This is a genomic window from Catenuloplanes niger (assembly GCF_031458255.1).
Taxonomy (GTDB): Bacteria; Actinomycetota; Actinomycetes; order Mycobacteriales; family Micromonosporaceae; genus Catenuloplanes; species Catenuloplanes niger.
Genome location: NZ_JAVDYC010000001.1, coordinates 3,008,828 through 3,027,159, shown reverse-complemented (window position 1 = coordinate 3,027,159; position 18,332 = coordinate 3,008,828). Strand labels below are relative to the sequence as shown.

The 18,332-nt window shown below is 73.2% G+C and carries 18 protein-coding genes; 14 read left to right on the top strand and 4 right to left on the bottom strand.

What is annotated here, in order from left to right:
• Positions 1–102 precede the first annotated feature (102 nt).
• The 5 genes from J2S44_RS13045 to J2S44_RS13025 all read left to right on the top strand — a co-directional run bounded on the left by J2S44_RS13045 (position 103) and on the right by J2S44_RS13025 (position 6,075).
• Positions 103–1,311 (top strand): alanine racemase, encoded by a 1,209-nt coding sequence (locus J2S44_RS13045; protein WP_310412647.1) that lies wholly within the window; start codon positions 103–105, stop codon positions 1,309–1,311.
• Between the two features lie 108 nt (positions 1,312–1,419).
• Positions 1,420–2,676: an extracellular solute-binding protein gene (locus J2S44_RS13040; RefSeq protein WP_310412644.1), complete on the top strand. Its 1,257-nt coding sequence runs from the start codon at positions 1,420–1,422 to the stop codon at positions 2,674–2,676.
• 2 nt (positions 2,677–2,678) lie between these two features.
• Positions 2,679–3,605 (top strand): carbohydrate ABC transporter permease, encoded by a 927-nt coding sequence (locus tag J2S44_RS13035; RefSeq protein WP_310412641.1) that lies wholly within the window; start codon positions 2,679–2,681, stop codon positions 3,603–3,605.
• Positions 3,602–4,447, top strand: coding sequence for a carbohydrate ABC transporter permease (locus J2S44_RS13030; protein WP_310412638.1), 846 nt, complete (start codon positions 3,602–3,604; stop codon positions 4,445–4,447). Before J2S44_RS13035 ends, J2S44_RS13030 begins: the two co-directional genes overlap by 4 nt.
• Entirely contained in the window at positions 4,444–6,075 is a 1,632-nt protein-coding gene (locus J2S44_RS13025) for a beta-N-acetylhexosaminidase (RefSeq protein WP_310412636.1), read from the top strand. Before J2S44_RS13030 ends, J2S44_RS13025 begins: the two co-directional genes overlap by 4 nt.
• A 54-nt stretch (positions 6,076–6,129) precedes the next feature.
• Here the strand turns inward: J2S44_RS13025 and J2S44_RS13020 are convergent, their stop codons facing one another.
• A complete protein-coding gene (locus J2S44_RS13020) occupies positions 6,130–6,600 on the bottom strand; it encodes a MarR family winged helix-turn-helix transcriptional regulator (protein WP_310412633.1) in 471 nt (156 codons plus the stop codon).
• Positions 6,601–6,723: 123 nt separating this feature from the next.
• Between J2S44_RS13020 and J2S44_RS13015 the strand changes: the two genes are divergently transcribed.
• The 3 genes from J2S44_RS13015 (at position 6,724) to J2S44_RS13005 (ending at position 9,889) form a co-directional block, all read left to right on the top strand.
• Entirely contained in the window at positions 6,724–7,662 is a 939-nt protein-coding gene (locus tag J2S44_RS13015) for an NmrA/HSCARG family protein (RefSeq protein WP_310412630.1), read from the top strand.
• A 1,106-nt stretch (positions 7,663–8,768) separates the two neighbouring features.
• Positions 8,769–9,548 (top strand): discoidin domain-containing protein, encoded by a 780-nt coding sequence (locus J2S44_RS13010; protein ID WP_310412627.1) that lies wholly within the window; start codon positions 8,769–8,771, stop codon positions 9,546–9,548.
• Between the two features lie 137 nt (positions 9,549–9,685).
• The gene (locus tag J2S44_RS13005) at positions 9,686–9,889 is read left to right on the top strand and encodes a hypothetical protein (protein ID WP_310412624.1); all 204 of its coding nucleotides are present in this window, start codon (positions 9,686–9,688) and stop codon (positions 9,887–9,889) included.
• Positions 9,890–9,980: 91 nt separating this feature from the next.
• Here the strand turns inward: J2S44_RS13005 and J2S44_RS13000 are convergent, their stop codons facing one another.
• Positions 9,981–10,556, bottom strand: a complete 576-nt coding sequence (locus J2S44_RS13000; protein ID WP_310412621.1) for a TetR/AcrR family transcriptional regulator — start codon at positions 10,554–10,556, stop codon at positions 9,981–9,983.
• A 93-nt stretch (positions 10,557–10,649) separates the two neighbouring features.
• Between J2S44_RS13000 and J2S44_RS12995 the strand changes: the two genes are divergently transcribed.
• The 3 genes from J2S44_RS12995 (at position 10,650) to J2S44_RS12985 (ending at position 12,836) form a co-directional block, all read left to right on the top strand.
• Positions 10,650–11,501, top strand: coding sequence for an alpha/beta hydrolase family protein (locus J2S44_RS12995; RefSeq protein ID WP_310412618.1), 852 nt, complete (start codon positions 10,650–10,652; stop codon positions 11,499–11,501).
• Positions 11,498–12,358 carry an LLM class flavin-dependent oxidoreductase gene (locus J2S44_RS12990; RefSeq protein ID WP_310412615.1) on the top strand — a complete coding sequence of 287 codons (861 nt, stop codon included), beginning with the start codon at positions 11,498–11,500 and terminating at the stop codon, positions 12,356–12,358. The genes J2S44_RS12995 and J2S44_RS12990 overlap by 4 nt, the downstream gene beginning before the upstream one ends.
• Positions 12,359–12,431: 73 nt before the next feature.
• A complete protein-coding gene (locus J2S44_RS12985) occupies positions 12,432–12,836 on the top strand; it encodes a DoxX family protein (RefSeq protein WP_310412612.1) in 405 nt (134 codons plus the stop codon).
• Positions 12,837–12,909: 73 nt separating this feature from the next.
• On the opposite strand, the gene J2S44_RS12980 is transcribed toward J2S44_RS12985, so the two are convergent.
• Positions 12,910–13,434 carry a CGNR zinc finger domain-containing protein gene (locus tag J2S44_RS12980; protein ID WP_310412609.1) on the bottom strand — a complete coding sequence of 175 codons (525 nt, stop codon included), beginning with the start codon at positions 13,432–13,434 and terminating at the stop codon, positions 12,910–12,912.
• Positions 13,435–13,534: 100 nt separating this feature from the next.
• Positions 13,535–15,571 carry a HelD family protein gene (locus J2S44_RS12975; protein WP_310412606.1) on the bottom strand — a complete coding sequence of 679 codons (2,037 nt, stop codon included), beginning with the start codon at positions 15,569–15,571 and terminating at the stop codon, positions 13,535–13,537.
• A gap of 66 nt (positions 15,572–15,637) precedes the next feature.
• Here J2S44_RS12975 and J2S44_RS12970 point away from each other — a divergent pair, with 66 nt between their 5' ends.
• The 3 genes from J2S44_RS12970 to J2S44_RS12960 all read left to right on the top strand — a co-directional run bounded on the left by J2S44_RS12970 (position 15,638) and on the right by J2S44_RS12960 (position 18,327).
• Complete coding sequence (locus J2S44_RS12970; protein WP_310412603.1) at positions 15,638–16,267, top strand: TetR/AcrR family transcriptional regulator; 630 nt, start codon at positions 15,638–15,640, stop codon at positions 16,265–16,267.
• Positions 16,268–16,504: 237 nt separating this feature from the next.
• Positions 16,505–17,344 (top strand): glycosyltransferase family 2 protein, encoded by an 840-nt coding sequence (locus tag J2S44_RS12965; RefSeq protein WP_310412600.1) that lies wholly within the window; start codon positions 16,505–16,507, stop codon positions 17,342–17,344.
• A complete protein-coding gene (locus tag J2S44_RS12960) occupies positions 17,341–18,327 on the top strand; it encodes a glycosyltransferase family 2 protein (protein ID WP_310412598.1) in 987 nt (328 codons plus the stop codon). The genes J2S44_RS12965 and J2S44_RS12960 overlap by 4 nt, the downstream gene beginning before the upstream one ends.
• Positions 18,328–18,332: the final 5 nt, after the last annotated feature.

Below are 18,332 nucleotides of genomic sequence, written 5' to 3'. Positions count from 1 at the left end.
GTCCAATATTCGATCAGGTTCGAAAATAGTGCGCTAAAGCTCGACTAAGAGTGGGGCCTCGGCCCGCGCGGGTCAAGCCCGTCCTGCGAGAAGGGTGTCACAGTGAGCGTCATCGACTGGCGTACCAAGGGATTCTTCGTCCCGGGGCCGCCGATATCCGACGAGGACTTCGTCGCCGCAGGTCACGACCTGTTCGGCGACGCGTTCACGTACCCGCTGATGTTCGCCCGCCGCGAGGCGCTGGAGGCGAACGTGGCCACGATGGCGGCGTTCTGCGCGCGGCACGGCCTCACGTTCGCGCCGCACATCAAGACCCACATGAGCCCCGCACTGGTACGGGCGCAGCTCGACGCCGGCGCGTGGGGCGTCACGGTCGCCACCGCCAACCAGGCCCTGGCCGCGCACGCGATGGGCGCACCGCGGATCCTGGTCGCCAACCAGGTCCTCGACCCGACCGCGCTGCGCTGGGCCGCCGCGCACGACGTCACGATCACCGTCGACTCGGTGGCGGGCGCGGAGATCGCTGGCGCCGCGGTAGCCGGCGCCGATGGGGTCGCGGGCGGCGGGACGTTGCCGGTGCTGGTCGAGCTGGGGCACGACAACGGCCGTACCGGCGCGCGCACCCTCGCCGGCCTGCTGAAGGTCGCCGAGGTGATCGGCGCGCGGGCCGGCCTGCGACTGGCCGGCGTCACCGCCTACGAGGGCGGTCTGCCGGACGCCGGCGCGGTCGCCGCGTTCCTCGACCGGCTGCGCGAGGCCGCGCACGCGGTGGCGCCGCTGGTCGACGGCGACGTCGTGGTCTCGGCCGGCGGCAGCGCCTGGTTCGACGTGGTCGCGGACCGCCTGCCGGGTCGGTGGATCCCGGGCCGCACGGTCGTGCCGCTGTTGCGGTCCGGCGCCTACGTCAGCCACGACGACGGCTTCTACCGGGAGCGCACCCCGTTCAACCGCCTGGCCGGCGAGGGGGTGCTGCACGCGGCGCTGGGCGTGTGGGCGCAGGTGCTCTCCACGCCGGAGCCCGGTCTCGCACTGGTCGGCATGGGCAAGCGCGACGCCCCCTACGACGAGGGCCTGCCGGAACCGCAGCGGGTGCGCGGCGCCGACGGTGTGCCGCGCGACGCCACCGGCCTGCGCGTGACCAGGATGAACGACCACCACACCTACGTGTCGACCGGTGCCGCGCACGTCGTACCCGGTGATCTGGTGCTGTTCGGTATCTCGCACCCGTGCACCGCGTTCGACAAGTGGCGGGCGCTCCCGATCGTTGATCATGACGGACGCGTTTCGGGCGTGCTTCGGCCTTATTTGTGACCTCGGGGGGTCTTGACGTGCGGAGGAGCTCGGCCACACCCTAGTGGCCAGCGATCAACGAACCATTTACGAGCCATGCGCGAAATATTTCCCTGTGACGGAGGTCCGATGAAGAAGCGGATAGCGGGCGTCGCGCTCGCCGCCGCGCTGCTGACCGGCTGCGCCCCCTCCACCGGCACGCCGGAGTCGTCCGGCGCCGACGAGAAGACCGGCACGCTGCGCGTCTGGCTCTTCGACGAGCCGAACCGCGCGCCGAAGGAAGCGGTCATCAAGGCCGCGATCGACGAGTTCCAGGCCGCGCACTCCGGCGTGACCGTCGACGTGCAGTACATCGCGGTCGAGACCCGCGGTGAGCGCTTCAAGGGCGCGTTCAACGACCCGGCGAGCGCGCCGGACGTGGTCGAGTTCGGCAACACCGACATCGCGGAGTACGTCGCGGCCGGCGGCCTCGCGGACGTCACCGCGGACATCGACGGCTGGAGCGAGGGCGCCGACCTCGGTGCCGACCTGCGGGCCAGCGCCACGGTGGACGGCAAGCTCTACGGTTTGCCCTGGTGGGTCGGCGTGCGCGCGCTCTACTACCGCACCGACGTCTTCACCGAGCTGGGCCTGAAGCCGCCGGCCACGATGGCGGAGCTGACCAGCACGGCCAGGACCATCCGGGAGAAGAAGCCGGAGCTGTTCGGCATCGCGGTCGGCGGTAAGTACACGTTCGGCGCGCTGCCGTTCGTCTGGGCCAACGGCGGCGACATCACGGCGCTGAACTCGGCGGAGTCGCGGGCCGGCGTCACCGCCTACACCGACCTGCTGAAGGACGACAACTGCCCGCCGCAGCAGTGCGCGGACCTGACCGGCGGCAAGACCGTCGAGCTGTTCGCGGGCGGCAAGGCCGGCATGGCGATCCTGGGCAACTTCAACCGGGCCGCGGTCGAGGCCGGCGTGGCCAAGGGCAAGTACGCGGTGGTGCCGCTGCCCGGCACCACGGCCGGTGCGATCGCGCCCGCGTTCGCCGGTGGCAACAACCTCGGCATCATGAAGAACACGCAGCGCAAGACGCTGGCCGCGGACTTCCTGAAGCTGCTCGGCAGCAAGGCGTACCAGCTGAAGATGTACGAGGCGATGGGCAACCTGCCGACGCTGACCGCGGCCCGCACCGAGCTGGCCGCGCGGGACACCTCGCTCAAGCCGTACCTGGACACGATCGCGGCCGGCACCAAGTTCGTCCCGGTCGACCCGGGCTGGGGCGCGATCGACAGCCAGGCCGTCATCCCGACGATGCTGCAGAACGTCGCGACCGGGCGGGCCACCGTGGACGCCGCGACCGACGAGGCCGCCGCCGCGGTGAGCGCGGCGCTGGAGAAGTAGTAGTGACAGCGATCGACGCGGGTCCGGCCGTCACCGGCCGGGCCCGCTCCCGCCGGAAGCGGCAGTTCGCGCCGCTCTGGATGCTGCTGCCCGCGGCCGCGGTGCTGGTGCCGCTGTTCGTCTACCCGATCTACCAGCTCGGCCTGCTCTCCGTGCTGGACTTCCGGCAGGCGCAGGTCAGCGGCGGCCAGCCGACCCAGTTCATCGGCTTCGACAACTACGCCGAGCTGATGTCCGCGCCGAAGTTCTGGTCCGTGCTCTGGGCGACCGTGGTCTTCGCGGCCGCGCTCGTGGTGGTCACGCTCGCGGTCGGCGCCGCGCTCGCGGTGCTGCTCACCAAGATCAGCCGGTGGGCCGCGGTCGCGCTCTCGCTGGCCGCGATGGCCGCCTGGGCCGCGCCCGCGATGACCGGCTCCACGGTCTGGATGTTCCTCTTCGACACCAACCTGGGCCTGGTCAACCGGGTGCTCGGCTGGGAGGGGCACAACTGGACGTACGAGCGCTTCTCCGCGTTCGCCCTGGTCGGCGCCGTCGTGGTCTGGCACTCGTTCCCGTTCGTGATGGTCACGCTCTACGCCGGCATCAAGGCGCTGCCGGAGCAGGTGCTGGAGGCGGCGCAGCTGGACGGCGCCGGGCCGTGGCGGTCGTTCTGGAGCATCACCGTGCCGATGCTGCGCCCGGTCATCGCGATCGTGGTCATCCAGTCGATCATCTGGGACTTCAAGATCTTCACGCAGATCTACGTGATGACGAACGGCGGCGGCATCGCCGGGCAGAACCTCACCCTCAACGTGTACGCGTACCAGCAGGCCTTCGCGTCCTCCGAGTACGGCCTCGGCTCCGCGATCGGCGTCGTGATGATGCTGATCCTGCTCGCCGTCACGCTGGTCTACCTGCGCATGCTGCGCCGTTCCGGGGAGCCGCTGTGACCCGTCGAATCGTCCGGGACAAGAACGTCGCTCGTTACCTGGCCAACGCGTTCGCTGTGGTCACAGCCCTGGTCGTGGCGTTCCCGATCTACTGGATGGTGCTGTCCGCGCTGAAGCCGGCCGGCGAGATCCAGTCGGCTACGCCGGTGCCGTGGACCTTCCACCCGACGCTGGAGAGCTTCCAGCGCGTGCTGCAGGTCAACGACTTCGGCCGGTACTTCATGAACAGCCTGATCGTGGCGCTCGCCGTGGTCGCGCTGTCCGGGCTGGTGGCGTTCCTGGCCGCGGTCGCGCTCACCCGGTTCCGCTTCCGGTTCCGCACCACGCTGCTGGTGCTGTTCCTGATCGCGCAGATGGTGCCGATCGAGGCGCTGACCATCCCGCTGTTCTTCCTGGTGCGTGACCTGGGCGCGCTGAACACGCTGTTCTCGCTGATCCTGGTGCACTTCGCGTTCACGCTGCCGCTGGCGGTGTGGATGCTGCGCGGGTTCGTCGCCGCGATCCCGGACGAGATCGAGGAGGCCGCGCAGCTGGACGGCGCGTCCCGCTGGCAGATCCTGGGGCGCATCCTGTTCCCGCTGGTCGCGCCGGGGCTCGCGGCCACCAGCGTGTTCTCGTTCATCACCGCGTGGAACGACTTCCTGTTCGCGCGCACGTTCATCATCAGCGCGACCGAGAACCAGACGCTGCCGATGGCGCTGCTGGTCTTCTTCAAGCCGGACGAGAACGACTGGGGCGGGATCATGGCAGCATCGGTGCTGATGACCGTACCCGTGCTGATCTTCTTCCTGTTCGTCCAGCGCCGCCTGGTGTCCGGCCTGGCCGGGGCGGTGAAGGATTGATCCCGCGCCCCGTCGCGGCGTCGTTCGACGACGCCGGCGCGTTCACGCTGCGGCCGGACACGGTGCTGATCGCGCCGGACTCGCTGGCCGGGACGGCGGCCTGGCTGCGCGCCACGCTCGGGCCGCCGACCGGCTGTTTCCTGCCGCCGGCGGCACCGCCCGCGGCCGTGGACGGCCCGCCGCCCAGCGGCGCGATCGTGCTGCGGCTCGACGAGCGGATGGCGGCCGAGGCGTACCGGCTGACCGTCTCCGCCTCGCTGGTCACCGTGACCGGCGGCGACGCCGCTGGCGTGCACTACGGCCTGCAGACGCTGCGCCAGCTGCTGCCACCGGCCGCGCTGCGCCGGGCCGCGGTCGGCGACGGACCCTGGCCGGTGCCGGCCGTGGCGATCACCGACGCGCCCCGGTTCCGCTGGCGCGGCTGCATGCTGGACGTGGCCCGGCACTTCATGCCGGTGGCCGGCGTGCTGCGGCTGATCGACCTGCTCGCGCTGCACAAGCTCAACGTGCTGCACCTGCACCTCACGGACGACCAGGGCTGGCGCCTGGAGATCCCCGGATATCCGCTGCTGACGTCGGTCGGCGCCTGGCGGCCGCGCAGCATGCGCGGGTCCAAGAAGCACGAGGAGTACGACGACCGGCCGCACGGCGGCTACTACACCGCGGACGACGTGCGGGAGATCGTGGCGTACGCGGCGGCCCGGCACGTCACCGTGGTGCCGGAGATCGATCTGCCCGGCCACGTGCAGGCCGCGCTCGCGGCGTACCCACGGCTCGGGAACGGTTCCTCGCCCGCCGTGCGGGAGGCGTGGGGCATCTCCACGCACACGCTCAACGTCTCGGACGAGGCGCTGGACTTCTGCCGCACGGTCCTGCACACGGTCTGCGACCTGTTCCCGTCGCCGGTGATCGGCATCGGCGGCGACGAGTGCGACCGCGGCGAGTGGCGCCGTAGTCCGGCCGCGGTGGCGCGGGCCCGCGACCTCGGCATCGAACCGGACGACCTGCAGGCCTGGTTCGTCGCGCAGTTCGCGGCCGTGCTGGCGGCACGCGGTCGCCGGCCGTACGGCTGGGACGAGATCCTGGAGGGCGGCGCACCGGAGGACGCGCTGATCGCGGCGTGGCGTGGTCCCGCCGCGGCCGCGTTCGCCGCGAACGCCGGCCACGAGGTGGTCTCCTGCCCGGACATGCACGTCTATCTCGACTACCGCCAGTCCGACGACCCGGCCGAGCCGGTCCCGGTCGGCACCCGGCTCACCGTCGAGGACGTCTACGCGTTCGACCCGGTCCCTGCCGGGCTGACCGCGACCGACCGGATCATCGGCGCCCAGGCGAACATCTGGACCGAGCACATGCCGGACGCGCGGGCGGTCGACTACATGGCCTTCCCGCGGCTGTGCGCGCTGGCCGAGGTGGTCTGGTCCGCGCCGGATCGCGACCTCGCCGACTTCACCGGCCAGCTGACCACGCACCTGGCCCGGCTGGACGCGCTCGGCGTCGAGTACCGGCGGCCGGACGGCCCGCGGCCGTGGCAGACCCGCCCGGCAGCGCGTGGCAACCCGCTCACCGACGCGGAACGCCGCGAGATCATCGCCGGCCTCACCGCGCGGCTGCTCGGCCACCCGTGACCGAGGCGTCGACCGGGTCGTCCCGGCGGCCCGGCCGTCGTCCCGGTCCCGGCGTCAGGCCGGGCAGGCGGGTGTCGCCTCGTCCAGGCGCGCGGACACCTTCTCGGACAGCTCGCCGAGCGTGGCCAGCTCCTCGGCGCTGAGCGCCTCGATGAACCACGACCGTACGTGCGTCACGTGCTTCGGCGCCGCCGCCTCGATCGCGGCCCGCCCGTCCGCGGTGATCACCACGTCCGAGTAGCGCAGGTCGTCCGGCCGGGTCTCCCGGGCGACGAGACCGCGCTTCTCCATCCGGGTGAGGTGGTGCGAGAGCCGGCTCTTCTCCCAGCAGGTGCGCTCGATCAGGTCGGTCGAGCGCATGCGCCCGTCCGGCGCCTCGGAGAGGTGCACCAGCACCTCGTAGTCGGGGATCGACAGCCCACCCTCGGCCTGCAGGTGCGCGGCCAGCTGCGCCATCAACCGGTTCTGCATCGTGACGAACCGGCGCCAGTCGCGCTGCTCGTCATCGGTCAGCCAGATAGTCACGCCACCATGGTACGCGTCACAGGTTGACACGTCATTCCATCGGAATTCACCGATGGATTATCAGGTTGATGCATCAACAGAAGGGCCGATGAGCAGCCCTCGGACACGATGCGGAGCACCGTCATGAACGAGAAGAAGATCATCGCGGTCGTCGGCGCCACCGGCTCCCAGGGCGGCGGCCTGGTCCGCGCGATCCTGGCCGACCCGGACGGCGGCTTCGCGATCCGCGCGCTGACCCGCGATACCACCTCACCGAAGGCTCAGGAGCTGGTCAAACTCGGCGCCGAGGTGGTCCGGGCGGACAACGACGACGAGGCGAGCCTGGTCGCGGCGTTCACCGGTGCCTACGGCGCGTACCTGGTCACGAACTTCTGGACGCACGGGTCCGCCGTCCGCGAGCAGCAGGAGGCCACGAACCTCGCCCGCGCCGCTCGCACCGCCGGCCTGCGGCACGTCATCTGGTCCACGCTCGAGGACACCCGCGACCAGATCCCGGTCGACGACCCGCGCATGCCCACGCTCCAGGGCAGCTACAAGGTCCCGCACTTCGACGCGAAGGCCGAGGTCGACCACCTCTTCCCCAACGCCACGCTGCTGCGGACCACCGCCTACTGGGACAACCTGGCCGGGATCGGCTGGGAGCCGGTCCGCGACACCGACGGCACGCTCGCGTTCACGCTGCCGCTCGGCGACGCCCGCCTCGCCGGCATCGCCGCCGAGGACATCGGCAAGACCGCCTACGGCATCCTCAAGGCCGGCGACGCCTACATCGGCCGGACCGTCCACATCGCCGGCGAGCACCTGACCGGCGAGCAGATGGCCGCCGCCCTCAGCCGTGCGCTCGGCGAACCGGTCGCCTACCGCCCGCTCACCCACGACGCGTACCGCGCGCTCGGCTTCCCCGGCGCGGACGAGGTCGGCAACATGTTCCAGTACTACACCGAGGCCACCGACTACTTCACCGGCGTCCGCGACATCGCCGAGGTCCGCCGGCTCAACCCCGAGCTGCAGACGTTCGACCAGTGGCTCGCCGCCCACGCGGACGCCATCCCGCGCCACTGACCGCTGCACGCCTACCGGCCCGGCGACATCCTCGGATGCCACCGGGCCCGGCGTGCATCCGGTCCACGGCGCCGCATTCCGGTCCGTCCCCCCGGGTCGCGGGGTGGCACCGACACATCGACGGGATCCGGTTAACCTCCTCCGGGCAACACAGGCAGCGCCACGCAGGGGGAGCCGACATGGAGAAGCCCGAGCGCCGGCCGGACGCGCGGGACGCCGCCGCCGGCGACGGGACCGAGCCGGCGGGTGCGGAACGGCCGGCGGCGCGGCCCGGTGCCGGTGCCGGTGCTGGTGCTGGTGTCGGTGAGCGCGGCCTCGGCGGCTTCGAGCAGTCCAGGCAGCCGATCGCGCAGCGGGCGATCGTGCTGCGCGGGTTGTCGATGACGGAACCACCGGCCCCCGGCGATGCCGCGCCGCCGTCGCGCACCGGTCCCGCCGCCGATCGCGGTGCACCGGCTCCCGCCGATCCCGATCCCGGTCCCGGTCCCGCCGCCCGTTCCGCGACACCGTCGCAGGACTCGCCGGTCACGATGCCGCCGGGAATCACCGGCGCGCCGGCCACGGTGCCGCCGGGGACGACCGGCGCGGCCGCCACGGTGCCGCCGGGGGCGACCGGCGCGGCCGCCACGGTGCCGCCGGGGATCACCGGCACGGCCGCCACGGTCCCGCCGGATCCGGCCGGTGCCGGGCCCACGTTCGCCGGGCGCCCGACGGCTGCCGCCGGGGCCGGGCCGGGTGGGTCGGGGCCTGCGCGCCGACCGGGTGCCGATGATCCGGTTGGCGGCGGGGCCGGGCCGGGTGGGTTCGGGCCCACGTTCGCGGAATCCCCGCCGGGCGCCGGTGATCCGGTTGCCGGGGCCGGGCCGGATGGATGGGGGCCCACGTTCGCGGAGCGCCCGCCGGGTCCCGGGGGCCCGCTTTCCGGACCCGGCGGGTCCCGGCCTCCGTTCGAGACGGCGTCCGTCCGGCGTCCCGATACCGCGTTGTCGGCACCCGGGCGTGCCGCCGGTGAGTCGTCCGGGACCACCGTCGCGGCATCCGGGCCGGATCGGGACGCGCCGGATGCGGGCGGGCCGGTGACTCGGCCGGCGGCGCCGGGTGGTGCGGTGGGCGGTGCGGTGGGTGGTCCGCCGGGTGCGGGCGGGGACGGGATCGTGCCGGGGGCGCGGCGGCGCCGGGCGGTGCCGTGGCTGGTCGGGCTGGGCCTGGTGGCGGTGGTGGGCCTGGCGGCGGCGGTGGTGCCGCTGCTGGGCCGGGAGGGCGGGGCGCAACCGGTGGCGCTGCCGAGCGCGATGGCGACGCTGTCCTGGCAGCTCGGCTATCCGTCGGGTCCGTCGACGGTCGCGGCGGCCGCGCCGACGCCCTCGCCGTCCGCGACGCCGTCCGCGTCGGTGCCGGCGAGCCCGAGCCGGGTGGTCTCGGCCACCGCGGCCGCGCCGTCGCCGAGCCGGGCACCGTCGTCGAAGGCCGCGGCGCCGACGGGACCGAAGGCGAATCCGTCCGGGGCGAACATCGCGCGCGGACGGCCCGCGTTCGCGTCGACGGAGGCGGACGGTACGCGGGCGGTGAGCGCGGTGGACGGGGACATGGCCACGCGGTGGAGCAGCGCCTACGCGGCTCCTGAGTGGATCATGGTGGATCTCGGCGAGACCTGGCGGATCAGCGGCGTCACGCTGTTCTGGGAGACCGCGTACGGCCGCTCCTACCGGATCGAGGTCTCCGGTGACGGCAGCACCTGGAAGTCGATCTACAGCACCACCGCGGGCGCCGGCGGCACCGTGAAGGCGACCGCGCCGAGCGGCACCACCGGGCGGTATGTGCGCCTCTACGGCACCGAGGTCGCGACCATCTGGGGCTTCAGCATCTTCGAGATGGAGGTCCGCTGACCGAGCCGTGACGCGGTGTGCGACAGAGGACGCCATGCCGAGGTTCGCGGACTCCACTGTGGTCCCGCCGGAAGCGGCGCGGGCGGCTGCTCGCCGTCCTGCCGCGGGTCCGGCAGCCGCTGTACGTCGGAAGCGGCGTGATCGAGGCGAGCACCCGGGCCAACTGGTTGTCCTGGGGCGAGACGATCACCTGCACGCTGCGTCCGGAGGGCGCGGGCACTCGCGTGACGGTGGAGAGCCGGTCGACCATGAGCCTGACCGCGGTCGACTACGGCATCAACCGGGAGAACGTCCACCGGGTGACGGCGATGCCGGCCGGTGCGCACCCCGGGGTGCGGTGACCGGCGGCGGGACCGGCAGGGAGGCCGCCCGCGGCCGACCGGTGCCCGCGGGAGCACTGGGAACGCCGCCACGCCGGAAGCGGGAAAGGAATCAGTTCTGTTCCGGCCGTAGGCCGTTGATCACCAAAGTGATCATCAGTCGGGCGTCGTAGCGCGGATCGGTGGCGCCGACGCAGAGGTTGCCGATGCCGCGGAGCAACGTGAGCGGGTCGATGCCGGGGATGATCTGGCCGGCCGCGACGCCTGCGTCGAGCAGGTCGGCGCAGACCGGCAGCAGGCGGTCCAGGAAGTACGCGTGGAGCGTGGCGAACGCGGCGTTGTCGGACTGGAGCGCCTCGGCCAGGCCGTGCTTGGTGACCAGGAAGTCGGCGAACAGGTTGACCCAGGCGGCCAGCGCGGCGTGCGGGGTCGGGCCGGCGGCCAGCAGCGCGGGACCGGCCTCGGCGCACGCCTCGACCTGGTGGCGGTAGACCGCGACGATCAGGTCGGCGCGCGTGGGGAAGTGGCGGTAGATCGTGCCCACGCCCACGCCGGCGCGCGCGGCGACGTCGCGGACCGGCACGTCGACGCCGGACTCGACGAAGGCGGCGGCGGCCGCGTCCAGCAGCGCCTTCTTGTTGCGTTCGGCGTCGGCGCGTTTGCGCGGCGCGGGTGGGTCAGTGACCACCGTCACTCCTCTTGGCAAACGGAACGCTGTTCCGTAACGTTGGAGCGGAACACGGTTCCGCTTATCGGGCCGTCTGGAACTGGAAGGTACGTCATGACCACCACCACGCCAAACACCGTCCTCACGATCCACCCGGTGGTTCTGCCCGCGCCGGAGCGCGGCGACGACCTGCAGGTGCGGATCTCGGCGCCGGCGAGCGGCGGCGACCTGCCGGTGATCGTCTTCTCGCACGGCTATCACCAGTCCGCGATCGGGTACGGGCCGCTGGTCGACCACTGGGCCGCGAACGGCTTCGCGGTGATCCAGCCGACCCACCTCGACTCGCTCCGGCTCGGTCTGGCGCCGGACGACCCGCGCACGCCGGACATCTGGCGCACCCGGATCGACGACGTCACGCGGGTGCTCGACAACCTGGACGTGCTGGAGGCCGCGATCCCGGGGCGGTTCGACCGGGACCGGATCGCGCTGGCCGGCCACTCGTGGGGCGCGCAGACCGTGGGCGTGCTGCTCGGCGCCGGCGTCGTCGGCATGGACGTGCCGGCGCGCGACCCGCGGATCTCGGCCGGTGTGCTGCTCGCGGCGACCGGCACCGGCGGGGACGACCTGACGCCGTTCGCGGCCGAGCACTTCCCGTTCATGAGCCCGGACTTCACTGGGATGACCACACCGGCGCTGATCGTGGCCGGTGACAAGGACCAGTCGATGCTGTCGGCGCGCGGACCGGAGTGGTTCACCGACGTCTACCACCTGAGCCCGGCACCGAAGACCTTGCTCACGGTGTACGGCGGTGAGCACTCACTGGGCGGGATCGCCGGGTACGCGGTCACCGAGACCACGGACGAGAACCCGGAGCGGGTCGCGCTCGTCCAGCGGGTGACCACGGCGTACCTGCGCGGGGAGACGCTGCCGGAGAGCGACGACCTCGGGCGGCTGGAGTCCAAATGAGCTTCGGGATCATGACGGCGCCGATGCAGGTCGGCTACGCGGACATCCTGCGGGTCTGGCGGGAGGCGGACGCGATCGAGGAGATCGAGCATGCCTGGCTGTTCGATCACCTCATGCCGATCGCCGGCGACCCGGACGGGCCGATCCACGAGGGCTGGACGCTGCTCGCCGCGCTCGCCGCGCAGACCCGGCGGCTGCGCCTCGGCCTGCTGGTGACCAGCAACCGCTTCCGTCCGCCGGCGATGCTCGCCAAGATCGCCACGACCGTGGACGTGGTCTCCGGCGGGCGGCTGGACTTCGGCATCGGCGCCGGGTCCCGGCCGAGTCATCCGGCGGCCCGGCGGGAGTACGACGCGCACGGGCTGCCGTACCACGACTTCGACCGGTCCGTGGGCGCGCTCGGCGAGGCGCTGACCGTGATCCGCCGGCTGTGGACGTCGGAGGCGCCGTTCGACTTCGCGGGCGAGCACATCCGGCTGACCGGCGCGTTCGGCAACCCGAAGCCGGTGCAGCGACCGCATCCGCCGATCATGATCGGCGGGCGCTCGTCGCCGGTGCTGCGCCTGGTGGCGGAGCACGCGGACCTGTGGAACATCGCGGGCGGCGGCGACGTCGAGGACGTGGCCCGGCGGAGCCGGCTGCTGGACCGGTTCTGCGCGGAGGTCGGGCGGGACCCGGCCACCGTCACCCGCTCGATCCACCTGCCGGTCTCCTACGACGACCCCGGCACCACGCGGGACCGGATCGCGGCGGCGCGGGAGGCCGGCTTCGGTCACGTCGTGCTCGGCCTGCCACCGTTCTATCCGGACGGCGTGGCCCGGTGGGTCGCGGACGAACTGATCACGCCGTCGCTCTGAGCAGGATTGATCGGCGCGGGACGGGGGATCTCACCACGGTCATCGTTCCGCGTCCTCCGGGGGAGTGCCGATCATGAAGCAGACCGCGCCCGTGCTGCGGGCTCTGGGCCAGGCGGGGCTGGGCGCCGTGCTGCTGGCCGCCGGCGCCGGGCACCTGACCACGCAGCGCCGGGAGTTCCAGGCGCAGGTGCCGTCCTGGGTGCCGCTCGATCCGGACGCGGTGGTGCTCGCGTCCGGCGTCGTCGAGCTGGCGCTCGGGACCGCGCTGCTGACGACGTGGCGCCAGCCCGCCCGCAAGGTGCTCGGGGCCGCGGTCGCCGGCTTCTTCGTCGGCGTCTTCCCCGGCAACATCGCGCAGTACGTCGAGCGCCGCGACGGCTTCGGACTGGACACCGACCGCAAGCGCGCGCTGCGTCTGCTCGGCCAGCCGGCCCTGGTCGCCTGGGCGCTGGCCGCGACCCGCGACCGCGCGCGCTGAGCGCCGCCCCAGCAAGCGGCGCCGGCCGCCCGGACCGTCGGCCGCCCGGCCGTCGATCGGCCGGGTCGCGGGCTCAGGCCGCGGTGGTGCGGGCGCGGTGGCGGCGGACGGCGTCGCGGTTGGCGCAGGTGGTGCTGCAGTAGCGCTGGCGGCCGGTGCGGCTGATGTCGGCGAACGGTGCCGTGCAGTCCGGGGCGGCGCACCGGCCGAGGCGGTGCATGCCGCGCCCGGCCAGGTGCAGCGCGGTGCCGACGCTGATCAGGGCGCGCAGCAGCCAGCCGAGCGGCAGGTCCGGTCCGCGGTAGTGCACGTGCCAGCCGTCGTCCGCGTGGTTGGTCAGCCGGGGGTGGGCGGAGGAGCCGGCGAGCAGCGCGTTCAGCCGGTCGGCGCGGGTGGTGAAGTCGGGCGCGTCGACCACGCCGAGCCAGGTCCGGAGGAACTCCCGGGTCGCGTCCAGGTCCGCGTCGGTGACCGGCTGCTCGATCATCAGGTCCACCGCGCGGCAGCGCGCCTCCAGCTCGGCCGCGGTCGCCGGCGGGTTGCGCAGCAGGTCTATCGCGAGCAGAACCGCGTCCTCGCCGTAAGGGTTGATGTGCACAAGGGCATTACATCATCGTCGAGGGCATGACGGAACAGCACATCTGGCGCACGGTCTCCAGCCACCGCACCAGCACCGGGCCGGTCCGCTACGAACGCTGTCACTGCGGTGCGTGGCGGCTGCGCAGCGCGGCGGGCAACGGCCGGGAGTGGATCACATCGAGCCTGGCGACCGCGCGGGTGAGCACCACGTAGAGCCGGTTCAGGCCGCGCGGCTCGGCCGCCACGATGTCCGCCGGCTCCACCACGATCACGTGGTCGAACTCGAGACCCTTGGCCAGCGCGGCGGGCAGCACGGTCAGCCGCGGCGAGGGCGGCAGCTCCAGCCCGTCGACGGACGCCGCGATCACCGCGACCGAGCCCTCCCGCTCCAGCGCCTCGGCGACCGTGTCGCGCACGGAGCCGGACGGCAGGAACCGGACCACACCGTCGGTACGCACGGACCGCGCCGGCGGCACGTCCACGCCGAGCGGTGCGAGCAGCCGGTTCGCGACCGTCAGCACCGCGGCCGGCACCCGGAACCCGGCGGTCAGCGGCGTGACCGGCGTGCCCGGCCGGCCGAGGTGGGCCAGCAGCGGGGCCCAGGACGTGGGCGCCCACGGCGTGGTGCCCTGCGCGAGATCGCCGAGCACGGTCAGCGAGCCGTGCGTGCCGCGGCGCGCGATCGCCCGGCACTGCATGGCGGAGAGGTCCTGCGCCTCGTCCACGATGATGTGCCCGAACCCGGGCGGTGCCTCGATCAGCCCGGCGACCTCGTCGATGAGCAGCGCGTCCGCCTCCGTCCAGCGGGCCGTGCGCGCCGAGCGGGGCCGCGGCCAGCGGACGGCCGCGCGCTCCGCGGCCGAGAGCGCCGGGTCCGCGGGGTCGCTCAGGAACGCGGCGACCAGCTCGGCGGGCCGCACCCGGGGCCACACCCGGTCGAGCAGTTCCCGGACCGGCGCGCACCGCGACATCCGCTGCTGCCACGCGTACCCGGGGGTCTCGCCGCGCCGTTCCGCCTGGGTCTGCATCAGCGCGACGATCCGGGCCCGCAGCCGTTCCCGGCCGGTGCCGTGGCGCGGATTCTCCGCGAGCACGTCCACCAGCAGTCTCTCCAGGGCCGGGACCGGGATCCGCCAACGGTACGAGCCGTCCGTCACCGACAGCGGTTCGGTCGGTGGCGTGACGCGCGACCACAGCGCGCGCTCCAGCACGCCCGCCATCCGCGCGTCGTGCTTGACCAGCGCGGCCTCCGGCGTATCGGTGGCCACGGCGGCGACCGGCAGCAGCTCGGCGAGCGTGCGCTGCTCGACCCGCACCTCGCCGAGCGCGGGCAGCACCGCGGCGACGTAGCCGAGGAACATCCGGCTCGGCCCGAGCACCAGCACGCCGGCGCGTTCCAGCTGCCGCCGGTGGGCGTAGAGCAGGTACGCGGCGCGGTGCAGCCCGACCGCGGTCTTGCCGGTGCCGGGCGCGCCCTGCACGCACACGGTGTCCCCGATCTGGGCCCGGACCAGGTCGTCCTGGTCCGGCTGGATGGTGGCGACGATGTCGCGCATCGGCCCGACCCGCGGCCGCTCGATCTCCTCGGCCACGAGCCGGCTCAACGAGGCCTCCCCGGCCACCGGCGCGGTCTCCGTGGCGCCCGGCCGGCCCGGCCCGGTCTCCGTGGCGGCCGGGCGGGTCGGCGCGGTCTCGCCGGTGGCCGGGCGGGGCGGGGACGGGCGGACGGTGACCGGTGGCGTGGTGGGCAGGTGCTCGTCCTCGTACCCGGTGAGCGTGGTGCCGGACCAGCCGTAGCGGCGCCGGACGTGCACGCCCTGCGGATCCGCGGCGCGGGCCTGGTAGAACGCGCGGGACACCGGCGCACGCCAGTCCAGCACCAGCGGCGTGCCCTGCGCGTCCGTGACGCGGCGGCGGCCGATCCGGTGCCGCTCGCCGTCGGTGAAGTGCAGCGCGCCGAAGTAGGGCGGCGCCGCCGGCTCCTCGCGCAGCTCCTTGAGGTGGCTCTTCAGCATGCGGCCGAGCCGCTCGGCCGTCCACCGGTCGCCGGCCACGTCCGCGCCGGTCGCGACGCGGTGAGCCGCGGTGTCCAGCATACGGGCGAGCGCCGCGCGCACCTCGGCCAGGAAGTCGAGTTCATCGGAGGGAACCGCCATGCCGAAAGCTTAACCTAGTAAAGAAAATTACCAAGTCAAATTCTTTCCCCTTGGTACGCTGAGCGCGTGACCGACGGGGGCCTGCGCGAGCGCAAGAAGCAGCGCACCCGCGACGCCATCTCCACCGCCGCGATCGCGCTCTTCCTGGAGCGCGGCTACGACCGGGTCTCGGTCGCCGAGGTCGCGGCCGCCGCCGAGGTCTCCAAGCCCACGCTGTTCAAGTACTTCGCGTCGAAGGAGGACCTCGCGCTGCACCGCGCCGCGGACCACGCGGGCGAGCCGGCGCGGGTGGTCCGGGCACGCCCGGCCGGCGTGGCGCCGCTGGCCGCGCTGCGCGCGCACTTCCGCGCCGGGCTGGACGCGCGCGACCCGGTGACCGGCCTCAACGATCATCCGCAGGTGCTGGCGTACCACCGGTTGGTCTTCGAGACCCCGGCGCTGGCCGCCCGCGTCGCGGCGCACGCGGCCGGGGACGAGGAGTCGCTGGCCGCGGCGCTGGCCGGGGCCGACACGCCCGGGTCGGCGGAGTTCGTCGCGGCCGGGCAGATCGTGGCGGCCCGCCGCATCCTGGCCCGGGAGAACTGGCGGCATCTGGCCACCGGCGAGAGCGCGGACGCGCGTCATCCCGGTGCGGTCGAGGCCGCCGAGGACGCGTTCGCGATGCTCGCGAACGGGCTGTCCGGCCGGTACGGATAAATTTCCGCGCCCCGCGTGTGAAATGCCCAATCAAGGGTAATGGGAGCGGTTTATCGCGAGGGTCCACTTCGCCTGGACCGCGATACCTTGCGGGCATTACCTGTGATTCATGCGCTCTCCACCGATGTGCCCCGCCTACTCTGTAACGGTCACGGCACACAGCGTGACGGCATGCACCCACAACACCGGTGGTTTGGAGATGCCATGCAATATCACCATCACGCGCCGCCTCCTTCGGTGAGCGTGATCGTTCCGGCACTGAACGAGGCCCGGAACCTGCCACACGTGCTCGGCGCGATGCCGGACGTGGACGAGGTCATCCTCGTCGACGGCGGCTCCGTGGACGACACGGTCGAGACCGCGCGGCGCCTGCTGCCCGGCATTCGCGTGATCCAGCAGGGCCGCAGGGGCAAAGGAAATGCCCTGGCCTGCGGATTCGCGGCGGCCAAGGGCGACATCATCGTCATGATCGACGCGGACGGGTCCACCGATCCCGGCGAGATCCCGCGCTTCGTCGAGGCGCTGCGCCGCGGTGCCGACTTCGCCAAGGGATCCCGGTTCGTAGCCAGCGGGGGCAGCGCGGACATCACGGGCATCCGGCGTCTGGGCAACAAGGCACTCAGCCTCTTCGTGAACGTGCTGTTCCGCACCCGCTACAGCGACCTCTGCTACGGCTACAACGCGTTCTGGGCCGCGCACCTGCCGATCTTCGGGTTGGACCACACCACGCCCCGGCCCGCGAACGGCGAACGGCTCTGGGGCGACGGCTTCGAGATCGAGACGCTGCTCAACCTGCGCGTGGCCCGCGCCGGCCTGCGCGTCGAGGAGATCCCGAGTTACGAGCACGAGCGCATCCACGGCGTGAGCAACCTCAACGCGATCACGGACGGGCTCCGCGTGCTGCGCACCATCATGCGCGAATGGCCGCGCAAGCCGATCCCGCACCTGGCGGTCGAGGTGGCCGCGGCGTCCGCGACCGTGGCCGGGCGACGGCACCGGGTGTCCGCGTCGATGCGCATCCGCGGCACCGCCGCCGGCCGCAAACACGCCCGCGCGGGCGCGAGAGGGCTCTCGTGACCCTGCTCGCACCGGAGGAGACCACCCGAACCGGCGACGGTGGTCCGGGCGCGCCCGCGATCAGCGTCGTCGTCTGCACCTACCACGAACGACGCTTCGACGACCTGGTCGCCGCCTGCGCGTCCGTGACCGCCCAGCTCGCACCGCACGACGAGCTGATCGTCGTGGTCGACCACAATCCGGAACTGCTGTCCAGGGTGGACCGGGAGATCCCCGGCGCGCATGCGGTCGCCAGCGCCGGGCCGCCCGGCCTGTCCGGCGCCCGCAACACCGGCGTCCGGCTCAGCCACTGCCCGGTCGTCGCGTTCCTGGACGACGACGCCACCGCCGCGGACGGCTGGCTCGGCCGGGTCCGCGCCGGGTTCGCCGACCCGGCCGTGCAGGTTGTCGGCACCGAGGTGGCGCCGCGCTGGGCCGGCGGGTCACCGCCGCGCTGGTTCCCGCCCGAGTTCGGCTGGGTGGTCGGCTGCGGATACCGCGGCCTGCCCACCGAGCCGGCGCCGGTGCGCAACCCGATCGGCGCCTCGATGGCGATCCGCCGGGCCTGCTTCGCCGAGGTCGGCGGCTTCTCCGAGGTGGTCGGCCGGATCGGCACGCTCCCGGTCGGCTGCGAGGAGACCGAGTTCTGCATCCGCCTGGCGCGCCGGCACGCCGGTGCCGCCGTCGTCTTCGACCCGCGGGCCCGGGTGGACCACCTGGTGCCGGCGGACCGGCAGCGGCTCCGCTACTTCCTGAGCCGCTGCTACCACGAGGGCCGGTCCAAGCGTGCGGTCGCCGCGCTCACCGGTGCCGGTGCCGCGCTCACGGCCGAACGCCGGTACGTACGCGTGGTGCTGCCGCTCGGCGTGGCCCGCGGCCTCGCCGGCGCGGTCCGGCGGCCCAGCGGACTGCTCCAGGCGGGCGCGATCCTCGCCGGGCTGACCGTGACCGTGCTCGGATATCTGACCGGCCGGCCCACCGGAAGCCGGAGGGCCACCCGATGACCGTC